The organism is Acidovorax sp. GW821-FHT10E04, from assembly GCF_059415185.1.
The window spans coordinates 553,915-568,424 of the sequence record NZ_JBWKMT010000001.1; the positions used below are offsets into that span (position 1 = coordinate 553,915).

Genomic DNA, 14,510 nt, shown 5'->3' on the forward strand with positions numbered 1-14,510 from the left:
TACCATCCCCCGACGGGCCCAAGTGCCCACAAGGATGGACCATGAGCAAGCAATGGAAGATCGCTGCGGCTTTGGCCGTGGTGCTGCTGGGGGGAGGGCTGCTGCTGCGCTGGGCGCCCTGGCAGGCCAAAGGGCCAGGCCCCGGCTTCGTGAGCGGCAACGGCCGCATCGAGGCCACCGAGATCGCCGTGGCCACCAAACTCGCGGGCAAGGTGCTCGATGTGCTGGTGGCCGAGGGCGATTTCGTGAAAGCCGGGCAACCCCTGGCCCGCATGCAGATCGACAGCCTGCAGGCCCAGCGCGAAGAGGCCGTGGCCCGGCTGCAGCAGGCGCAGCTGGCCATCAGCAGTGCCCAGGTGCAGGTGGCCCAGCGTGATAGCGACTACCAGGCCGCGCTGGCCGTGGTCGCGCAGCGCGAGAGCGACCTCGACACCGCCCGCCGCCGCCTGCCGCGCTCCGAGCAGCTGGCGCGCGAGGGCTTTTTCTCCAGCCAGTTGCTCGACGACGACCGCGCCAAGGTGCGCAGCCAGCAAGCCGCTGTGACCGCTGCAAAAGCCCAGGCGAAGGCCGCGCAGGCGGGCATCGGTGCGTCGCGCACGCAGGTGACCAGCGCCGAGGCCAATGTGCGCGCGCTGCAGGCCACGCTGGCCCGCATCGATGTGGAGCTGGCCGACAGCGAGCTCAAGGCGCCGCGCGATGGCCGCGTCCAGTTCCGCGTGGTGCAGCCCGGCGAGGTGGTGGGTGCGGGTGCGCGCGTGCTGCAGCTGGTGGACCTGAGCGACGTGTACATGACCTTCTTTTTGCCCGAAACCGTGGCGGGCCGCGTGGCGCTGGGCAGCGAGGTGCGCATCGTGCTCGATGCCGCGCCGGGCTTCGTGATCCCGGCCACCGTGTCGTTCGTGGCCAGCACCGCGCAGTTCACCCCCAAGACGGTGGAGACCGCGAGCGAGCGCCAGAAGCTCATGTTCCGCGTGCGCGCGCAGATCGACAAGGCGCTGCTGCTGCGCCACCAGGAACAGGTCAAGACCGGACTGCCCGGCGTGGCCTGGTTGCGGGTGGACCCTGCGGTGGAGTGGCCCGCAGAACTCGCCGTCAAGGCTGGCCAGTGAACCCAGCGGCCGGCGCTGCACCCGTGGCCCGCCTGCGCGGCGTGGGCCAGCGCTACGGGCGCACGGTGGCGCTGGAGGGCATCGACCTGGAGGTGGCCGCCGGCCGCATGGTGGGCCTGATCGGGCCGGATGGCGTGGGCAAGTCCAGCCTGCTGGCCCTGGTGGCGGGCGCGCGGGCGGTGCAGCAGGGCACCGTGGAGGTGCTGGGCGGCGACATGGCCCAAAGCCGCCACCGCAGCCGGGTGTGCCCCCGCATCGCCTACATGCCCCAGGGCTTGGGCAAGAACCTGTACCCCACGCTGTCGGTGGAAGAAAACCTGCAGTTTTTTGGCCGCCTGTTCGGGCACGACGCGGCCGAGCGGCGCCGCCGCATTGACGAACTCACGCGCAGCACGGGGCTGTATCCGTTTCTGGCGCGGCCTGCGGGCAAGCTCTCGGGCGGCATGAAGCAGAAGCTGGCGTTGTGCTGCGCGCTCATCCACGACCCCGACCTGCTCATCCTGGACGAACCCACCACCGGCGTGGACCCGCTGGCGCGCGCCCAGTTCTGGGATCTGATCGGCCGTATCCGCGCCGCACGGCCGGGCATGAGCGTCATCGTGGCCACGGCCTACATGGAAGAGGCCCAGCGTTTTGAATGGCTGGTGGCCATGGACGAAGGGCGCATCCTGGCCACCGGCACACCCGCCGAGCTGATGGCCCGCACCGGGCACGATGCGCTGGAGCAGGCCTTTGTGGCCCTGCTGCCCGAGGCCAAGCGCCGGGGCCATCAAGCGGTGCAGATTCCGCCGCTGGACCGGTCGCAGGCCCATGATGCCGCCAATGTGGCCATCGAGGCGCGCGACCTGACCATGCGGTTTGGCGACTTTGTGGCGGTGGACCATGTGAGCTTTCGCATCCAGCGGGGCGAGATCTTTGGCTTTCTGGGCAGCAATGGTTGCGGCAAGTCCACCACCATGAAGATGCTCACAGGCCTGCTGCCCGCCAGCGACGGGCAGGCCTGGCTGTTTGGCCAGCCGGTGGACCCCAAGGACATGGCCACGCGGCGGCGCGTGGGCTACATGTCGCAGGCGTTTTCGCTGTACAGCGAGCTGTCGGTGGAGCAGAACCTGGTGCTGCATGCCCGGCTGTTCCACGTGCCCGAGGCCGAGGTACCCGCGCGCGTGACGGCCATGCTCGAGCGCTTTGACCTGCAGGCCGCCCGCAGCGCACTGCCCATGAAGCTGCCGCTGGGCATGCGCCAGCGCCTGTCGCTGGCCGTGGCCATGGTGCACCAGCCCGAGCTGCTGATCCTGGACGAGCCCACCTCGGGCGTGGACCCGATGGCGCGCGACAACTTCTGGCGCCTGATGGTGGAGCTGGCCCGGCGCGACAAGGTCACCATCTTCATCTCCACCCATTTCATGAACGAGGCCGAGCGCTGCGATCGCATCTCGCTGATGCACGCGGGGCGTGTGCTGGAGAGCGCCGCGCCGCAGGACATCGTGGCAAAGCGCGGCGTCGCCACGCTGGAAGAAGCCTTCATCGGCTACCTGGAAGATGCTGCAGGCAATGCACTGGTCCAGGCCACCGTGGACGCTTCCGAGCGCCCCGCGCCATCCCCGGCGCCCATCCCCAACGCCCCCACCTGGCGCACCCGCCTGCGCCAAAGCCTGGCCCGCATCCACAGCACCCAGTGGCGCGAATCGCTGGAGCTGCGCCGCGACCCCGTGCGGGGCGCCATGGCGCTGCTGGGCTCGCTGATCCTGATGTTCGTGATGGGCTACGGCATCAGCATGGACGTGGAGAACCTGCGCTTTGCCGTGCTGGACCGCGACCAGACCGCGCTGAGCCGCGCCTACACGCTGAACCTCGCGGGCTCGCGCTACTTCACCGAGCAGCCGCCGATTGCCACCTACGCCGAGCTGGACGCGCGCATGCGCTCCGCCGAGATATCGCTGGCGCTGGAGATCCCACCCGGCTTTGCGCGCGACGTGGCACGCGGCCAGCCGGTGCAGATCGGTGCCTGGGTGGACGGGGCCATGCCCCAGCGCGCCGAAACCGTCATCGGCTACGCCCAGGGCCTGCACCAGCAATGGCTGGTGGAGCAAAGCCGCAGCCGCACGGGCGTGGTGCCCCGGGGCCTGCTGGAGGTGGAGCCGCGCTACCGCTACAACCCCGACGTGCGCAGCCTGCCGTCCATGGTGCCTGCCGTGATCCCGCTGCTGTTGCTCATGCTGCCCGCCATGCTCACCGCCCTGGCCGTGGTGCGCGAGAAGGAACTGGGCTCCATCATCAACCTGTATGTGACGCCCACCACGCGCACCGAATTCATGCTGGGCAAGCAGCTGCCCTATGTGCTGCTGGCGCTGTTCAACTTTGGCTTGATGTGCCTGGCAGCGGTGACGGTTTTTGGCGTGCCGATGACGGGAAGTTTTGCCACATTGACGCTGGCCGCCGTGGTGTTCAGCCTGTGCTCCACGGGCATGGGCCTCTTGGCCTCCACCGTCACGCGCAGCCAGATCGCGGCGATGTTCTTCGCCATGGTGGGCACCATCATTCCCGCCGTGCAGTTTGCGGGGCTCATCAACCCGGTGTCGTCCATGACGGGGTTTGCGCGCTGGGTGGGCGAGGTCTACCCGGCCAGCCACATGTTCACCATCAGCCGGGGCGTGTTCAACAAGGCGCTCTCCCTGCAAGACCTGCAGGCCGAGTTCTGGCCCATGCTGGTGGCGGTGCCGGTCATCGTTGGTGTCGCCATTGCCTTGCTGAAGAAGCAGGAGACCTGACATGGCGCTGCGTGGACGGTGGTCCAACATCTTTCGGTTAGGCATCAAGGAGCTTTGGAGCCTGTGGCGCGACCCGGCCATGCTGTTCCTCATCGTCTACACCACCACACTCGCGGTGTACTCTGCGGGCATGGCGCAGCCCGAGACGCTGCACCACGTGCCCATTGCCATCGTGGACGAGGACGACTCGGCCTTGTCCCAGCGCATCGCCACCGCGTTCTACGCCCCCCAGTTCACGCGCCCCGCCATGATCAGCATGCGCGAGGTGGACCCGGGCCTGGACGCCGGCCGCTTCACGCTGGTGCTGCACATCCCCGCCCACTTCCAGCGCGACGTGCTGGCGGGCCGGGTGCCGCAGGTGCAGCTCAACATCGACGCCACGCGCATGGGGCAGGCGTTCGCGGCCAATGGGGCTGTGCAGCAGATCGTGCAGCTGGAGGTGGCCGAGTTCGTGCAGCGTGACCGCACCGTGGCCGAGCAGCCCATCGAGCTGACGGTGCGCTCGCGCTTCAACACGGCGCTGAACCCCGCGTGGTTCGGCTCGCTCATGGAGCTGATCAACATCGTGACCATGCTCTCCATCATCCTCACCGGCGCCGCGCTGATCCGCGAGCGCGAGCATGGCACGGTGGAGCATTTGCTGGTGATGCCCGTCACCCCGGGCGAGATCATGCTGGCCAAGGTCTGGGCCATGGCGCTGGTGGTGCTGGTCGCCACGTGGATTTCGCTCACGGCGGTGATCCGCTGGGCGATTGGCGTGCCCATCGAGGGTTCGGTGCCGCTGTTCCTGCTGGGCGCCACGCTGCACCTGTTCGCCACCACGTCCATGGGTATCTTCATGGCCACGGTGGCGCGCAGCATGCCGCAGTTTGGCTTGCTGATGGTGCTGGTGATGATGCCGCTGCAGATGCTGTCGGGCGGCGTCACCCCGCGCGAGAGCATGCCGCTGTGGGTGCAGTACGGCATGGCGCTGGCGCCCACCACCCACTTCACCGAACTGGCCCAGGCCATCCTCTACCGGGGCGCGGGCTGGGCGGTGGTGTGGCCGTCGCTGGTGTGGCTGCTGGGGATTGGGGCGGTGCTGTTCAGCCTGGCGCTGGCGCGGTTTCGCAAGACGATTGCGCGCATGGCGTAGATGCTTGCAATGCTATTAAATGTGTAGCTGTTTGCGCTTGATACATAAGCGCGAGAGGCTAATTTGATGTGAAATTCACGTTGTCGGGCCGCCCCGGCAGGTGCAGTTGCGCCACGGGTGCCGGGCTGCTGGCCAGCAGCCTGCCGCGCCGCCACACGCCCAGGCGCGCTGCGCGCAGGCGGATTGCTTCCACGGGATTGCGTGCGTGCAGCAGCACGAAGTCGGCATATGCGCCCGGCTCGATGCCGTAGCCCTCCAGCCCCAGCAACCTGGCGGGATTCACCGTCACCGCATCAAAACACTGCCGCATCGCGGCCTGGCTGGTCATCTGCCCCACGTGCAGGCCCATGTGCGCGGCCTCCAGCATGTCGGCGCTGCCGCCGCTGTACCAGGGGTCCAGCACGCAGTCGTGGCCGAACGCCACGGTCAGGCCGGCAGCCATCAGCTCGGGCACGCGGGTCATGCCCCGGCGCTTGGGGTAGGTGTCGTGGCGGCCCTGCAGCGTGATGTTGATGAGCGGGTTGGCCACCACGCCCAGGTCGGCCTCGGCCATCAGCGGGATGAGCTTGCTCACGTAGTAGTTGTCCATGCTGTGCATGGAGGTGAGGTGCGAACCCGTCACGCGGCCCTGCAGGCCCAGGCGCTGGGTCTCAAAGGCCAGGGTTTCGACGTGGCGTGACAGCGGATCGTCGGATTCGTCGCAGTGCATGTCCACGCGCTTGCCCTGGCTTGCCGCCAGTTCGCAGAGGACCTTCACGCTCTCGGCGCCCTGGGCCATGGTGCGCTCGAAGTGCGGGATGCCGCCCACCACGTCCACGCCCAGGTCCAGCGCACGTTTGAGGTTGTCGAGCCCGCCGCGCGCGCGCAGCACGCCGTCTTGGGGGAAGGCCACCAGCTGCAAATCCAGGTACGGCGCCACGCGCTGCTTCACCTCCAGCAGGGCCTGCACCGGCAGCAGGCTGGCGTGGCTGGTGTCCACATGGCTGCGAACGGCCAGCAGCCCGCGCGCCACGGCCATGTCGCAATACCGCAGGGCGCGCTCCACGATGGCATCGTGCGTGAGGGTCGGCTTGAGTTCGCCCCACAGCGCAATGCCTTCGAGCAGCGTGCCGCTCTCGTTCACGCGCGGCTGGCCGTAGCTCAGGGTCGAATCCATGTGGAAATGCGCGTCCACGAACGGCGGGCTGACGAGCAGGCCGCCCGCATCCACTGTTTCGTGCGCGGGGGCTTGCAGGCCCTCGGTCACCTCGGCGATGCGGCCGTCCTGCACGGCAATCGACATCTTCTGGCGGCCGTCGGGCAGGGTGGCGTGGGTGATGAGCAGGTCGAGCATGGTGGGGGCGTCTGGTGTCGGGGTGTCGGGTTTTTTCAAGACCGTGGCGGGCTTTGTGCCTAAGCTGGGTGTCTCACAGGGCGCATCTATTTCAGCGCATTTTTGCAAAGGCAGTCTTCATGCAATTTGGCTACACCATTCTCTACGTCGAAGATGTTCCCAGGACCATCGCTTTTTATGAGGCCGCCTTCGGCTTCACCCGCCGCTTCGTGCACGAGGCCGGCGACTTCGGGGAGCTGGACACGGGCGCCACCGCGCTGGCCTTCTCGTCGCTGCGGCTGATGGCCGAGCTGGGCAAGAACCCGCAGCGCGCGTCGGCCGAGGCGCCCAGTTTCGAGATCGCGTTCACCACCACCGACGTGGCCGCTGCCGTGCAGCGCGCGGTGGATGCCGGTGCCCGGCTGGTGCAGGCGCCCGGGCAGATGCCCTGGGGCCAGACGGTGGCCTATGTCGCGGACATCAACGGCGCGCTGGTGGAGCTGTGCACGCCCATGGGGCCGCCAGCCGTTTGAACGGTCGTGGTGGCGCAGGCGTAGACGGTGGTGCCGGCCCCGGGGCGTGGGTTTCACATGCAATTCAGCCATAGCCCGCCTGCGCCACCGTGGCCAGCAGTTGTGGTGTGCGGCGCAGCGCTGCAGGCGTCTGCCCAAGCCAGCGCAGACAGTCGCGGTGGAAGTGGGCTTGGTCGGCGTAGCCGTTGTCGGCTGCAATCTCCGCCAGCGGTTTGGCCGTGCCGAGCGCCTGCGCTGCACGGCGCACGCGGGCCAGCGCGCGCCAGAAGCGGGGCGATTGGCCGGTGGAGCGTTGGGTCAGGCGCTCCAACGTGCGTTCGGACACCCCTAGGCCGTGTGCTGCCGCGCCCACCGTGGCTGCATGCGCCAGCGCGTGTAGCGCCTCTTGGACGCGTGGATCCCTGTCGGTGTGGTGGTCGATGGCCTCCAGCAGCAAGGCTTCCAGCGCCGTGGTGTCGTGGCCCAGGCCGCAGGAGCGTGGCCCAGCGCGGCGCCTGTGCTGGTGCCAGATGGCCCGTGCGGACTGCAGCAATGCTGCTGCATCGATGGTGGTGCCGGGACACAGGCGGTAGCCCAGCCATTGCTCGCCAGCGCGTCCGGGCACCTCCATGGCAGCGTCGGCCAGTGGTGAGATATGCCAGGCGGAGTGCCCGCAAGCGTCCACATGCAGGATGAGGTCGCTGCAGCCATCGGGCAGCACCGTGGTGGCACTGGCATCGGTGGTGTCGAACTGCCAGCGCGCCAGCACGGTCAGTGGCAGCAAGGGGCTGGTGCTGAGAGAAGGCGGCACGTCTGGCATGGCAGGCCCGCCGTCAGCGCTTTTGTGTGGTGCGAAAGCGCACCTCGCCCGGGTTGTGTCCTGCGTCGATGGTGATACGGAACACACTGTTGTCATGGCCAGACTGCGCCCGCGCTGTGAAGCGAATGCCCCGGCGCGTGGGCAGGCAGCTCATCTGGCTCAGGGTGATGGCGGCATGGTCGTTGTTGATCTGCGCAAAACCCTCGGTGTGAACCGCGGCGGCGCTGTCGGTGCGGTCCCGCGCGATCCACTGCAGGTAGAGAAAAGACTGCGCGTAGCGCGTGGCGTGCACGATGCGGTACGTGCCGCCGCCTTCACCCGGCTGCACCGGGGCGGGCCACTGACCGCAAACCTTGACCCAGTCCACATCGGGCGCGGCGGTGAAGGATTCATGCGGCATGTCTTGCCCCAGAGCGTGGGCATGCCCCGCACAGGCCAGCAGCGCGGCCGCCAGCCAAGGCGCGATGGGGCTGGGCGCGCGCCTCACCGCTCGCCCTTGCGGTAGGGCTTCATCAGCGCCTGCGGGTACGCTGCCTTGCGCGCCACCAGCACCAGGGCCAGTATGGAGAGCAGGTAGGGCAGCATCAGATACACCTGGTACGGAAGCCACGCGCCGCCCGCCTGCTGCAGCCGAAGCTGCAGCGCATCGAAAAAAGCGAACAGCAGCGCGCCCAGCAGTGCCTTGCCGGGGCGCCACGAGGCGAACACCACCAGCGCGACGCAGATCCAGCCGCGCCCGTTCACCATGTTGAAGAAGAAAGCGTTGAACGCCGACAGCGTGAGGAAGGCACCCGCCACACCCATCAACGCCGAGCCCGCCACGATGGCCCCCGTGCGCGTGGCCGCCACCGGGATGCCCTGGCCCTCGGCGGCCTGCGGGTTCTCGCCCACCATGCGCACGGCCAGGCCCAGCGGCGTGCGCATGAGCACCCAGGCCAGTATCGGCACCAGGGCCAGCGCCAGCAGCGTGAGTGGCGTCTGCGCTGAGAGAATGGGCACGCCCAGCCAATCCATGGCGGCGAAAGGCTCGATGGTGGGCGGCGTGTTCACCTTCGGAAAGCTCACGCGGTAGCCGTAGTAGCTGAGCGCTGTGGCCAGCAGCGTGATGCCCAGGCCCGAGACATGCTGCGACAGCGCCAGCCCCACCGTGAGCCAGGCATGCAGCAGCCCGAACACGCCCCCCGTGAGCGCCGCCACCAGCACCCCGGTCCACAGGCCGTGCCCGGCGTACACCGTGAGCCAGCCCGTGAAGGCGCCCGCCACCATGATGCCCTCGATGCCCAGGTGGAGCACGCCGGCGCGCTCGCACAGCAGCACCCCGAGCGTGCCCAGGATGAGCGGCGTGGCCACGCGCAGCGTGGCGATCCAGAAGGCCGGATTGGCCAGGATGTCGAGGAGTTCGGTCATTTCCACCTCACCCGGTACTGCGTGAGCAGGGTGGCGACGAGCACCGCTATGAGCGAGGTGGCCACGATCACGTCGGCGATGTAGGTGGGCACGCCCACCGCGCGGCTCATGCTGTCGGCACCCACCAGCACGCCGGCCACGAAGGTGCCCGCCGCGATCACGCCCAGCGGGTGCAGCCCGGCCAGCATGGCGATCACGATGCCGCTGTAGCCATAGCCCGGCGACATGTCGAGCGTGACGTAGCCGGTGCGGCCCGCCACCTCGATGGCACCGGCCAGCCCCGCCAGCCCGCCCGAGAGCAGGGCCACCAGCACCACGGTGCGGGTGATGGGCACGCCGGCAAACGCGGCGGCCCGCGCATTGGCACCGGCCGCGCGGATGTCGAAGCCCGGCACCGTGCGCCGCAGGATGGCCCAGAGGATCAGTGCCAGGCCGATGGCCCACAGCAGTCCCGTGTGCAGGCGCGTCTGCGGCACCAGCCTGGACAGCTCCAGGTCTCCCTGCAGCGCCACGCTCTGCGGCCAGCCCATGGACAGCGGGTCTTTCATGGGACCGTCGAGCAGGGCCGAGACCAGCAGCAGGGTGATGAAGTTGAGCAGCAGCGTGGTCACCACCTCGTCCACCCCCAGGCGCGACTTCATGAGCGCCGGGCCCAGCAGCAGCAGGGCGCCGGCCAGGGCCGCCGCCAGCATCATCGCCGGGAACAGCAGCCAGGGCGACCATTCCAGCCCCGTGCCGCCATGCAGGCCGCCCACGGCCACGGCGGCCAGCGCGCCGGCATACAACTGCCCCTCGGCACCGATGTTGAACAGCCGTGCGCGAAAGGCCACCGCCGCGGCCAGCCCGGTCAGGATCAGCGGCGTGGCGCGCGTGAGCGTTTCGGTCAGCGCGAAGACCGAGCCGAAGGCGCCCTTGACGAGCAGTGCATAGGTCTGGCCCACGGGCGCGCCGGCCCACAGCACCAGCAGGCCGCTGATGAGCAGGGTGAACACCACGGCGCCTACCGGCGCCGCCACGTAGGCGGCGGGGGAGATGTGGTTGCGTTTCTCAAGCCGCATGGGTCGGCGCTTCGTGGGGAATGGAGGGCATCGGATTACCATCCGCGGCGGAGAGGTTCGGCTTGCACCACGCAGGCCGCCAATAACGGGAGAGAGAGATCATGCAAAACCTGGTGTGGGGATGGCTTGGGCGCCTGTTGCTGTGCGGCGCGCTGGCGCTGGGCTGCGCAGGTGCCATGGCACAGGCATTGACCGGCGAGGGCCCGGCAACGGCTGCGCCGGTCGCCCCGCCGGACCTGCCGCTGAAGAACGAAGCGGAATACACCGCCGACATCAACGAATGGCTGGACCACACACGCAGGCTGCAGGAAGAAGGTCGGGTGCGGCACAGGCGCATCACCATCGGCGTGGTGTCAGCCCTGGTGGCAGGCTTTCTCGGCCTGCTGCTGCATACCTGGCGCAGCGGCCGGCCCATGGCCTTCAAGATCAGCCGCGTGCTGCTGTGGGCGCCCCTGTTCCTGTTGGCGGGGGTGTGGTTCTTTCCATCCATCATCCTGATGGTGATGGGGTGTGCGCCCGTGATGCTCGGCGTGTGGTGGCGGCGCGCCCTGTCGTGGTGGGAGCTGTCCATCGCCTCCGCGCTGTACCTGCCGGCCCTGGTGTTCACCTGGCTTGTCTTCAGGACACTGGCTGGCATGGGCGGCGGGTAAGGGCCCGGGCGCTGAATCGGCGCCTGCGCAGTCACGGGGTTTCCTCCGCGCTGCTGGCGGCGCCCGCCATCGCCAGCCCGATGGCCTCGCGCGTCCAGCCCTCTGCGGGCCGCGCTGCGCTCAGGTGCCCCTCGTGCATCACCGCCACGCGGTCGCCCAGGGCCAGCACTTCGTCGAGGTCGTCCGAGATCAGCAGCACGGCCGCGCCGCCGTCGCGGGCGTTGATGAGCTGCTGCTGCACGAAGGTAACGGCGCCGATATCGAGGCCCCAGGTGGGCTGGTGCGCCACGATGAGGCGCGGGGCCGGCGCGCTTTGCTGGGCATCATAGGGCGGCAGCAGGGCGCGGCCCAGGATGAGCTTTTGCATGTTGCCGCCCGAGAGCGCGCGGGCAGGGATGTCGGGCCCGCCGCCGCGCACGTCGAAGGTCTCGGCCACGCGCTGGGCATGCTGGCGCGCGGCGCCGCGCTTGACCCAGAAGGCCCGGAACCAGGGGTGGGCGAACCAGTGGCTGCGCAGGCGTTCGGACACGGCGTTCTCCCACACCGGCAGGTCGCCCACCACGCCCACGGCATGGCGGTCCTCGGGGATGCGGGCCACGCCCTGGTCCACCACCCAAGCCGGGCGGGCCTGCAGCGGCGTGCCCAGCAGCGTGACCTGGCCGGCGGTGGCGGCGCGCACGCCGCACAGCACATCGGCCAGCGCCACCTGGCCATTGCCCGAGACACCGGCGATGGCGACGATCTCGCCGGCGTTCAGGGTGAGCGATACCCCCTGCAGCCGGTCGCGCCCGGTGGGGGCGGTGGACACATCGGCCAGCGTGCACACCGGCGCACCCACGCTCCGGGCGGGGCGGCGTTCGCTGGCCTCGATGGCATGGCCCACCATCCACTGCGCGAGCTGGCCTTGCGTGGTGCCCTGCGCGGGCGCCTCGGCCACGAGCTTGCCCTGGCGCAGCACGGCCACGCGGTGCGATACGCGCAGCACCTCGGCCAGCTTGTGGCTGATGAAGATGATGGACAGGCCCTGCGCCACCATCTGCGCGAGCGTGTCGAACAGCGCTTCGCTTTCCTGCGGCGTGAGCACGGCGGTGGGTTCGTCCAGGATGAGGATGCGCGCGCCCCGGTACAGCGCCTTGAGGATCTCCACGCGCTGGCGCTCGCCGACCGAGAGGCCGCCCACCAGCGCCTCGGGCCGCACGGGCAGGCCGAACTGGCGGGACACCGCCAGCAGGCGCTCGCGCGCACCCGCACGCCGTGAGAAGGGCTGCCACAAGGGTTCGGTGCCCAGCAGCACGTTGTCCAGCACCGTGAGGTTGTCGGCCAGGGTGAAATGCTGGTGCACCATGCCGATGCCCGCCGCCAGCGCCGCGCGTGGCTGGCCGGGCGGCAGCGGCTGGCCGAAGACCTCGATGTGGCCCGCGTCGGCCACGTAGTGGCCGAACAGGATGGACATCAGCGTGGACTTGCCCGCCCCGTTCTCCCCCAGCAGTGCCAGCACCTCGCCGCGCTGCAGCGCAAGGCTGATGCCGTCGTTGGCCACCAGCTTGCCGAAGCGTTTGGTGATGCCCTGCAGCCGCAGGACGGGGCCGGAGGGGTCCGTCATTTCCAGTTCGAGAGAAAGGCCAGCAGCACCTTGGCGGAATTGGCCGCCGCCAGGCCCATGAAGGTGCCCATTTCATTCTCGCCTTCGCCACCACCGGCCAGATCGCTCAGCGAGCGAAAGGCGATGTAGGGCACGCCGTTGCTGTGGGCCACCATGGCGGTGGCGGCGGTCTCCATGTCGAGCACATTGGCCTCGAAGGTCTTGAACGCGTATTCGCGGAAAGCCTTGTTGTCCACGAAGGCCTGGCCCGACACGCCGTTGCCGCCCACCACGAGCTGCGGGCGCTGTTTCAGGCAGGTGCTGGCCAGGCAATGCGCCAGGCCCACGTCCTGCAGGCCGCGCGCGGTGGCCAGCATTTGGGGGTCCGCCTCAAACCAGAACTGTCTGGTGATGCCGGGCTTGGCCGCCGACCTCACCTCGACCGGGCGCGGGTGCATCATGCCGAAGGCGGGCATCGTCAGCTCGCTTTTCATCCACGCGGGGGCGCTGTACTGGCCGGGCTGGTCTTCACGCGCCATCAGCCATTCCATGTACTGTCCCCACTGCGCGGGCACGGTCACGTCGCCAATGTGCAGGCCGGGGTTCACGCCACCGGCGATGCCGGAAAAGACGATGTGGCTCACGTTGAAGCGGTCCAGCACCAATTGCGTGTTCATGGCCGCGTTGGTCATGCTGATGCCCGACAGGAACACCACCACGGGCTTGCCCGAGAGCGTGCCGGTGGTGAATTCCACGCCGTTGACGCTGTGCCTGGCCGGCTGCTGCACCTGGGGCAGCAGCACCGTCAGCTCGGGTGCAAAGGCCGAGATGACGGCGATGCGCGGCGTGCTGTCCAGCCGTGCCGCCTGGCCCGGCGCGACCGCGGCGCATCCCGCCACCAGCGTGGCCAGGGCCAGGGCGCCCAGCAGGCGCATGCACCGCGCGGCCAGGGCGGTTGTCTCGGGGCGGTGGGAAAGCGGTGCGGGCATGGCGTTCCTTGTCGGGAAAAAGAAGAAAAGGAAAAATCGTACAGCGCAGCGCACGGCGGCGTAGGCCACAGCGCAGCCGGTGCCCGCGCGCCGGGGTGCCTACCTGGCCGTGGACTTGGGCTGGCTGTCGTCCACCTTCACGCTGAACTTGCCGGCCAGGATGTCGGCCTCCTTGGCCTTGACCTTGGCCACGATGTCGGCGGGCACCTTCTTCTCGAACGTGCCCAGCGGCGCCAATTCAGAGCCCTTGTGCTTCATCATCGAGTAGGGGCCGTAGTCCTCGGCCGTGAACTTGCCGTCCTTGACCAGCTTGAGGGCGCGTTCGATGCTGGGCTCCATGTGCCACAGCGCGGAGGCGACCACGGTGTCGGGGTACTTGTCCTGGGTGTTGATCACGTTGCCGATGGCCAGCTTGCCCTTCTCCTTGGCCGCGTCGGACACGCCAAAGCGCTCGGCATAGAGCACGTCGGCGCCCTTGTCGATCATGGCGAAGGTGGCTTCCTTGGCCTTGGGCGGGTCGAACCAGCTGTTGATGAAGGTGATGGTGAACTCGACCTTGGGGTTGGTCTCCTTCGCGCCGGCCATGAAGGCGTGCATCAGGCGGTTGACCTCGGGAATGGGGAAGCCGCCGACCATGCCGATCTTGTTCGTCTTGGTCATGCCGCCCGCGACCATGCCGGACAGGTAGGCGGGCTCCTGGATGTAGTTGTCGAACACGCTGAAATTGGGCGCCTGCGGCTTGCCCGAGGAGCCCAGCAGGAACGAGGTCTTGGGGAAGTCCTTGGCCACCTTGCGGGCGGCGGTCTCCACCGCGAAGGCCTCGCCCACGATGAGCTGGTTGCCGCCGGTGGCGTACTCGCGCATCACGCGCTCGTAGTCGGCGTTGGAGACGTTCTCGCTGGCCTTGTATTCGATCTCGCCGCGCGCTTCGGCGGCCTTCAGGGCCTTGTGGATGCGGCTCACCCACTGCTGCTCGTAGGGCACCGTGTAGATCGCCGCGACCTTGAGCTTGGACTGCGCGTGGGCCAGCGAGGGCGCCAGGCCCATGGCGGCCGAAAGGGCCATGGAAGTGCAGAGCAGGCGTCCGGTGAAGATGCGGCGAGTGGTCATGGTGGGGTCCTTCAGACAGGCAAACAAGGAGGAATGGGTGTCAGCAGCCAAGCAAGGA

At 68.8% G+C, this 14,510-nt stretch carries 13 protein-coding genes; 5 read left to right on the forward strand and 8 right to left on the reverse strand.

Going from position 1 to position 14,510, the window contains the following annotated elements; all coding sequences use genetic code 11:
• The first annotated feature begins 41 nt into the window (after positions 1-41).
• The 3 genes from AC07OC_RS02540 to AC07OC_RS02550 are packed head-to-tail and all read left to right on the forward strand — an operon-like array spanning position 42 to position 5,012.
• Positions 42-1,109, forward strand: a complete 1,068-nt coding sequence (locus tag AC07OC_RS02540) for an HlyD family secretion protein (protein ID WP_218341150.1) — start codon at positions 42-44, stop codon at positions 1,107-1,109.
• Positions 1,106-3,877, forward strand: a complete 2,772-nt coding sequence (rbbA, locus tag AC07OC_RS02545) for a ribosome-associated ATPase/putative transporter RbbA (protein WP_494600358.1) — start codon at positions 1,106-1,108, stop codon at positions 3,875-3,877. Before AC07OC_RS02540 ends, rbbA begins: the two co-directional genes overlap by 4 nt.
• Position 3,878: 1 nt before the next feature.
• Positions 3,879-5,012, forward strand: coding sequence for an ABC transporter permease (locus tag AC07OC_RS02550; RefSeq protein WP_494600359.1), 1,134 nt, complete (start codon positions 3,879-3,881; stop codon positions 5,010-5,012).
• Positions 5,013-5,070: 58 nt separating this feature from the next.
• Here the strand turns inward: AC07OC_RS02550 and AC07OC_RS02555 are convergent, their stop codons facing one another.
• Positions 5,071-6,345 (reverse strand): amidohydrolase family protein, encoded by a 1,275-nt coding sequence (locus AC07OC_RS02555; RefSeq protein ID WP_494600360.1) that lies wholly within the window; start codon positions 6,343-6,345, stop codon positions 5,071-5,073.
• A 119-nt stretch (positions 6,346-6,464) separates the two neighbouring features.
• Between AC07OC_RS02555 and AC07OC_RS02560 the strand changes: the two genes are divergently transcribed.
• Complete coding sequence (locus tag AC07OC_RS02560) at positions 6,465-6,857, forward strand: VOC family protein (RefSeq protein ID WP_218294851.1); 393 nt, start codon at positions 6,465-6,467, stop codon at positions 6,855-6,857.
• A gap of 64 nt (positions 6,858-6,921) precedes the next feature.
• Here AC07OC_RS02560 and AC07OC_RS02565 read toward each other — a convergent pair whose 3' ends face one another.
• The 4 genes from AC07OC_RS02565 to AC07OC_RS02580 all read right to left on the reverse strand — a co-directional run bounded on the left by AC07OC_RS02565 (position 6,922) and on the right by AC07OC_RS02580 (position 10,121).
• Positions 6,922-7,656, reverse strand: coding sequence for an AraC family transcriptional regulator (locus tag AC07OC_RS02565; protein WP_494600361.1), 735 nt, complete (start codon positions 7,654-7,656; stop codon positions 6,922-6,924).
• 13 nt (positions 7,657-7,669) lie between these two features.
• On the reverse strand, positions 7,670-8,056 hold the full coding sequence (locus AC07OC_RS02570; protein ID WP_494600362.1) for a hypothetical protein: 387 nt from the start codon (positions 8,054-8,056) through the stop codon (positions 7,670-7,672).
• 83 nt (positions 8,057-8,139) lie between these two features.
• Entirely contained in the window at positions 8,140-9,063 is a 924-nt protein-coding gene (locus AC07OC_RS02575; RefSeq protein ID WP_218341156.1) for an ABC transporter permease, read from the reverse strand.
• Positions 9,060-10,121, reverse strand: coding sequence for an ABC transporter permease (locus AC07OC_RS02580; RefSeq protein ID WP_218341157.1), 1,062 nt, complete (start codon positions 10,119-10,121; stop codon positions 9,060-9,062). Before AC07OC_RS02580 ends, AC07OC_RS02575 begins: the two co-directional genes overlap by 4 nt.
• A gap of 101 nt (positions 10,122-10,222) precedes the next feature.
• On the opposite strand from AC07OC_RS02580, the gene AC07OC_RS02585 reads away from it, so the two are divergent.
• On the forward strand, positions 10,223-10,771 hold the full coding sequence (locus tag AC07OC_RS02585; RefSeq protein WP_218341158.1) for a hypothetical protein: 549 nt from the start codon (positions 10,223-10,225) through the stop codon (positions 10,769-10,771).
• Positions 10,772-10,802: 31 nt separating this feature from the next.
• Here AC07OC_RS02585 and AC07OC_RS02590 read toward each other — a convergent pair whose 3' ends face one another.
• The 3 genes from AC07OC_RS02590 to AC07OC_RS02600 all read right to left on the reverse strand — a co-directional run bounded on the left by AC07OC_RS02590 (position 10,803) and on the right by AC07OC_RS02600 (position 14,452).
• Positions 10,803-12,374, reverse strand: a complete 1,572-nt coding sequence (locus tag AC07OC_RS02590) for an ABC transporter ATP-binding protein (RefSeq protein ID WP_494600363.1) — start codon at positions 12,372-12,374, stop codon at positions 10,803-10,805.
• Complete coding sequence (locus AC07OC_RS02595; RefSeq protein WP_369642549.1) at positions 12,371-13,342, reverse strand: 5'-methylthioadenosine/S-adenosylhomocysteine nucleosidase; 972 nt, start codon at positions 13,340-13,342, stop codon at positions 12,371-12,373. Before AC07OC_RS02595 ends, AC07OC_RS02590 begins: the two co-directional genes overlap by 4 nt.
• Positions 13,343-13,441: 99 nt before the next feature.
• Positions 13,442-14,452 (reverse strand): BMP family protein, encoded by a 1,011-nt coding sequence (locus AC07OC_RS02600; protein ID WP_218294858.1) that lies wholly within the window; start codon positions 14,450-14,452, stop codon positions 13,442-13,444.
• Positions 14,453-14,510 lie beyond the last annotated feature (58 nt).

Bases quoted from the DNA above. Each gene is read 5' to 3' on its own strand.
- AC07OC_RS02540 (WP_218341150.1), top strand. From the start codon at position 42: ATGAGCAAGCAATGGAAGATCGCTGCGGCTTTGGCCGTGGTGCTGCTG.
- AC07OC_RS02550 (WP_494600359.1), top strand. From the start codon at position 3,879: ATGGCGCTGCGTGGACGGTGGTCCAACATCTTTCGGTTAGGCATCAAG.
- AC07OC_RS02555 (WP_494600360.1), bottom strand. From the start codon at position 6,345: ATGCTCGACCTGCTCATCACCCACGCCACCCTGCCCGACGGCCGCCAG.
- AC07OC_RS02560 (WP_218294851.1), top strand. From the start codon at position 6,465: ATGCAATTTGGCTACACCATTCTCTACGTCGAAGATGTTCCCAGGACC.
- AC07OC_RS02565 (WP_494600361.1), bottom strand. From the start codon at position 7,656: ATGCCAGACGTGCCGCCTTCTCTCAGCACCAGCCCCTTGCTGCCACTG.
- AC07OC_RS02570 (WP_494600362.1), bottom strand. From the start codon at position 8,056: ATGCCGCATGAATCCTTCACCGCCGCGCCCGATGTGGACTGGGTCAAG.
- AC07OC_RS02575 (WP_218341156.1), bottom strand. From the start codon at position 9,063: ATGACCGAACTCCTCGACATCCTGGCCAATCCGGCCTTCTGGATCGCC.
- AC07OC_RS02580 (WP_218341157.1), bottom strand. From the start codon at position 10,121: ATGCGGCTTGAGAAACGCAACCACATCTCCCCCGCCGCCTACGTGGCG.
- AC07OC_RS02585 (WP_218341158.1), top strand. From the start codon at position 10,223: ATGCAAAACCTGGTGTGGGGATGGCTTGGGCGCCTGTTGCTGTGCGGC.
- AC07OC_RS02590 (WP_494600363.1), bottom strand. From the start codon at position 12,374: ATGACGGACCCCTCCGGCCCCGTCCTGCGGCTGCAGGGCATCACCAAA.
- AC07OC_RS02595 (WP_369642549.1), bottom strand. From the start codon at position 13,342: ATGCCCGCACCGCTTTCCCACCGCCCCGAGACAACCGCCCTGGCCGCG.
- AC07OC_RS02600 (WP_218294858.1), bottom strand. From the start codon at position 14,452: ATGACCACTCGCCGCATCTTCACCGGACGCCTGCTCTGCACTTCCATG.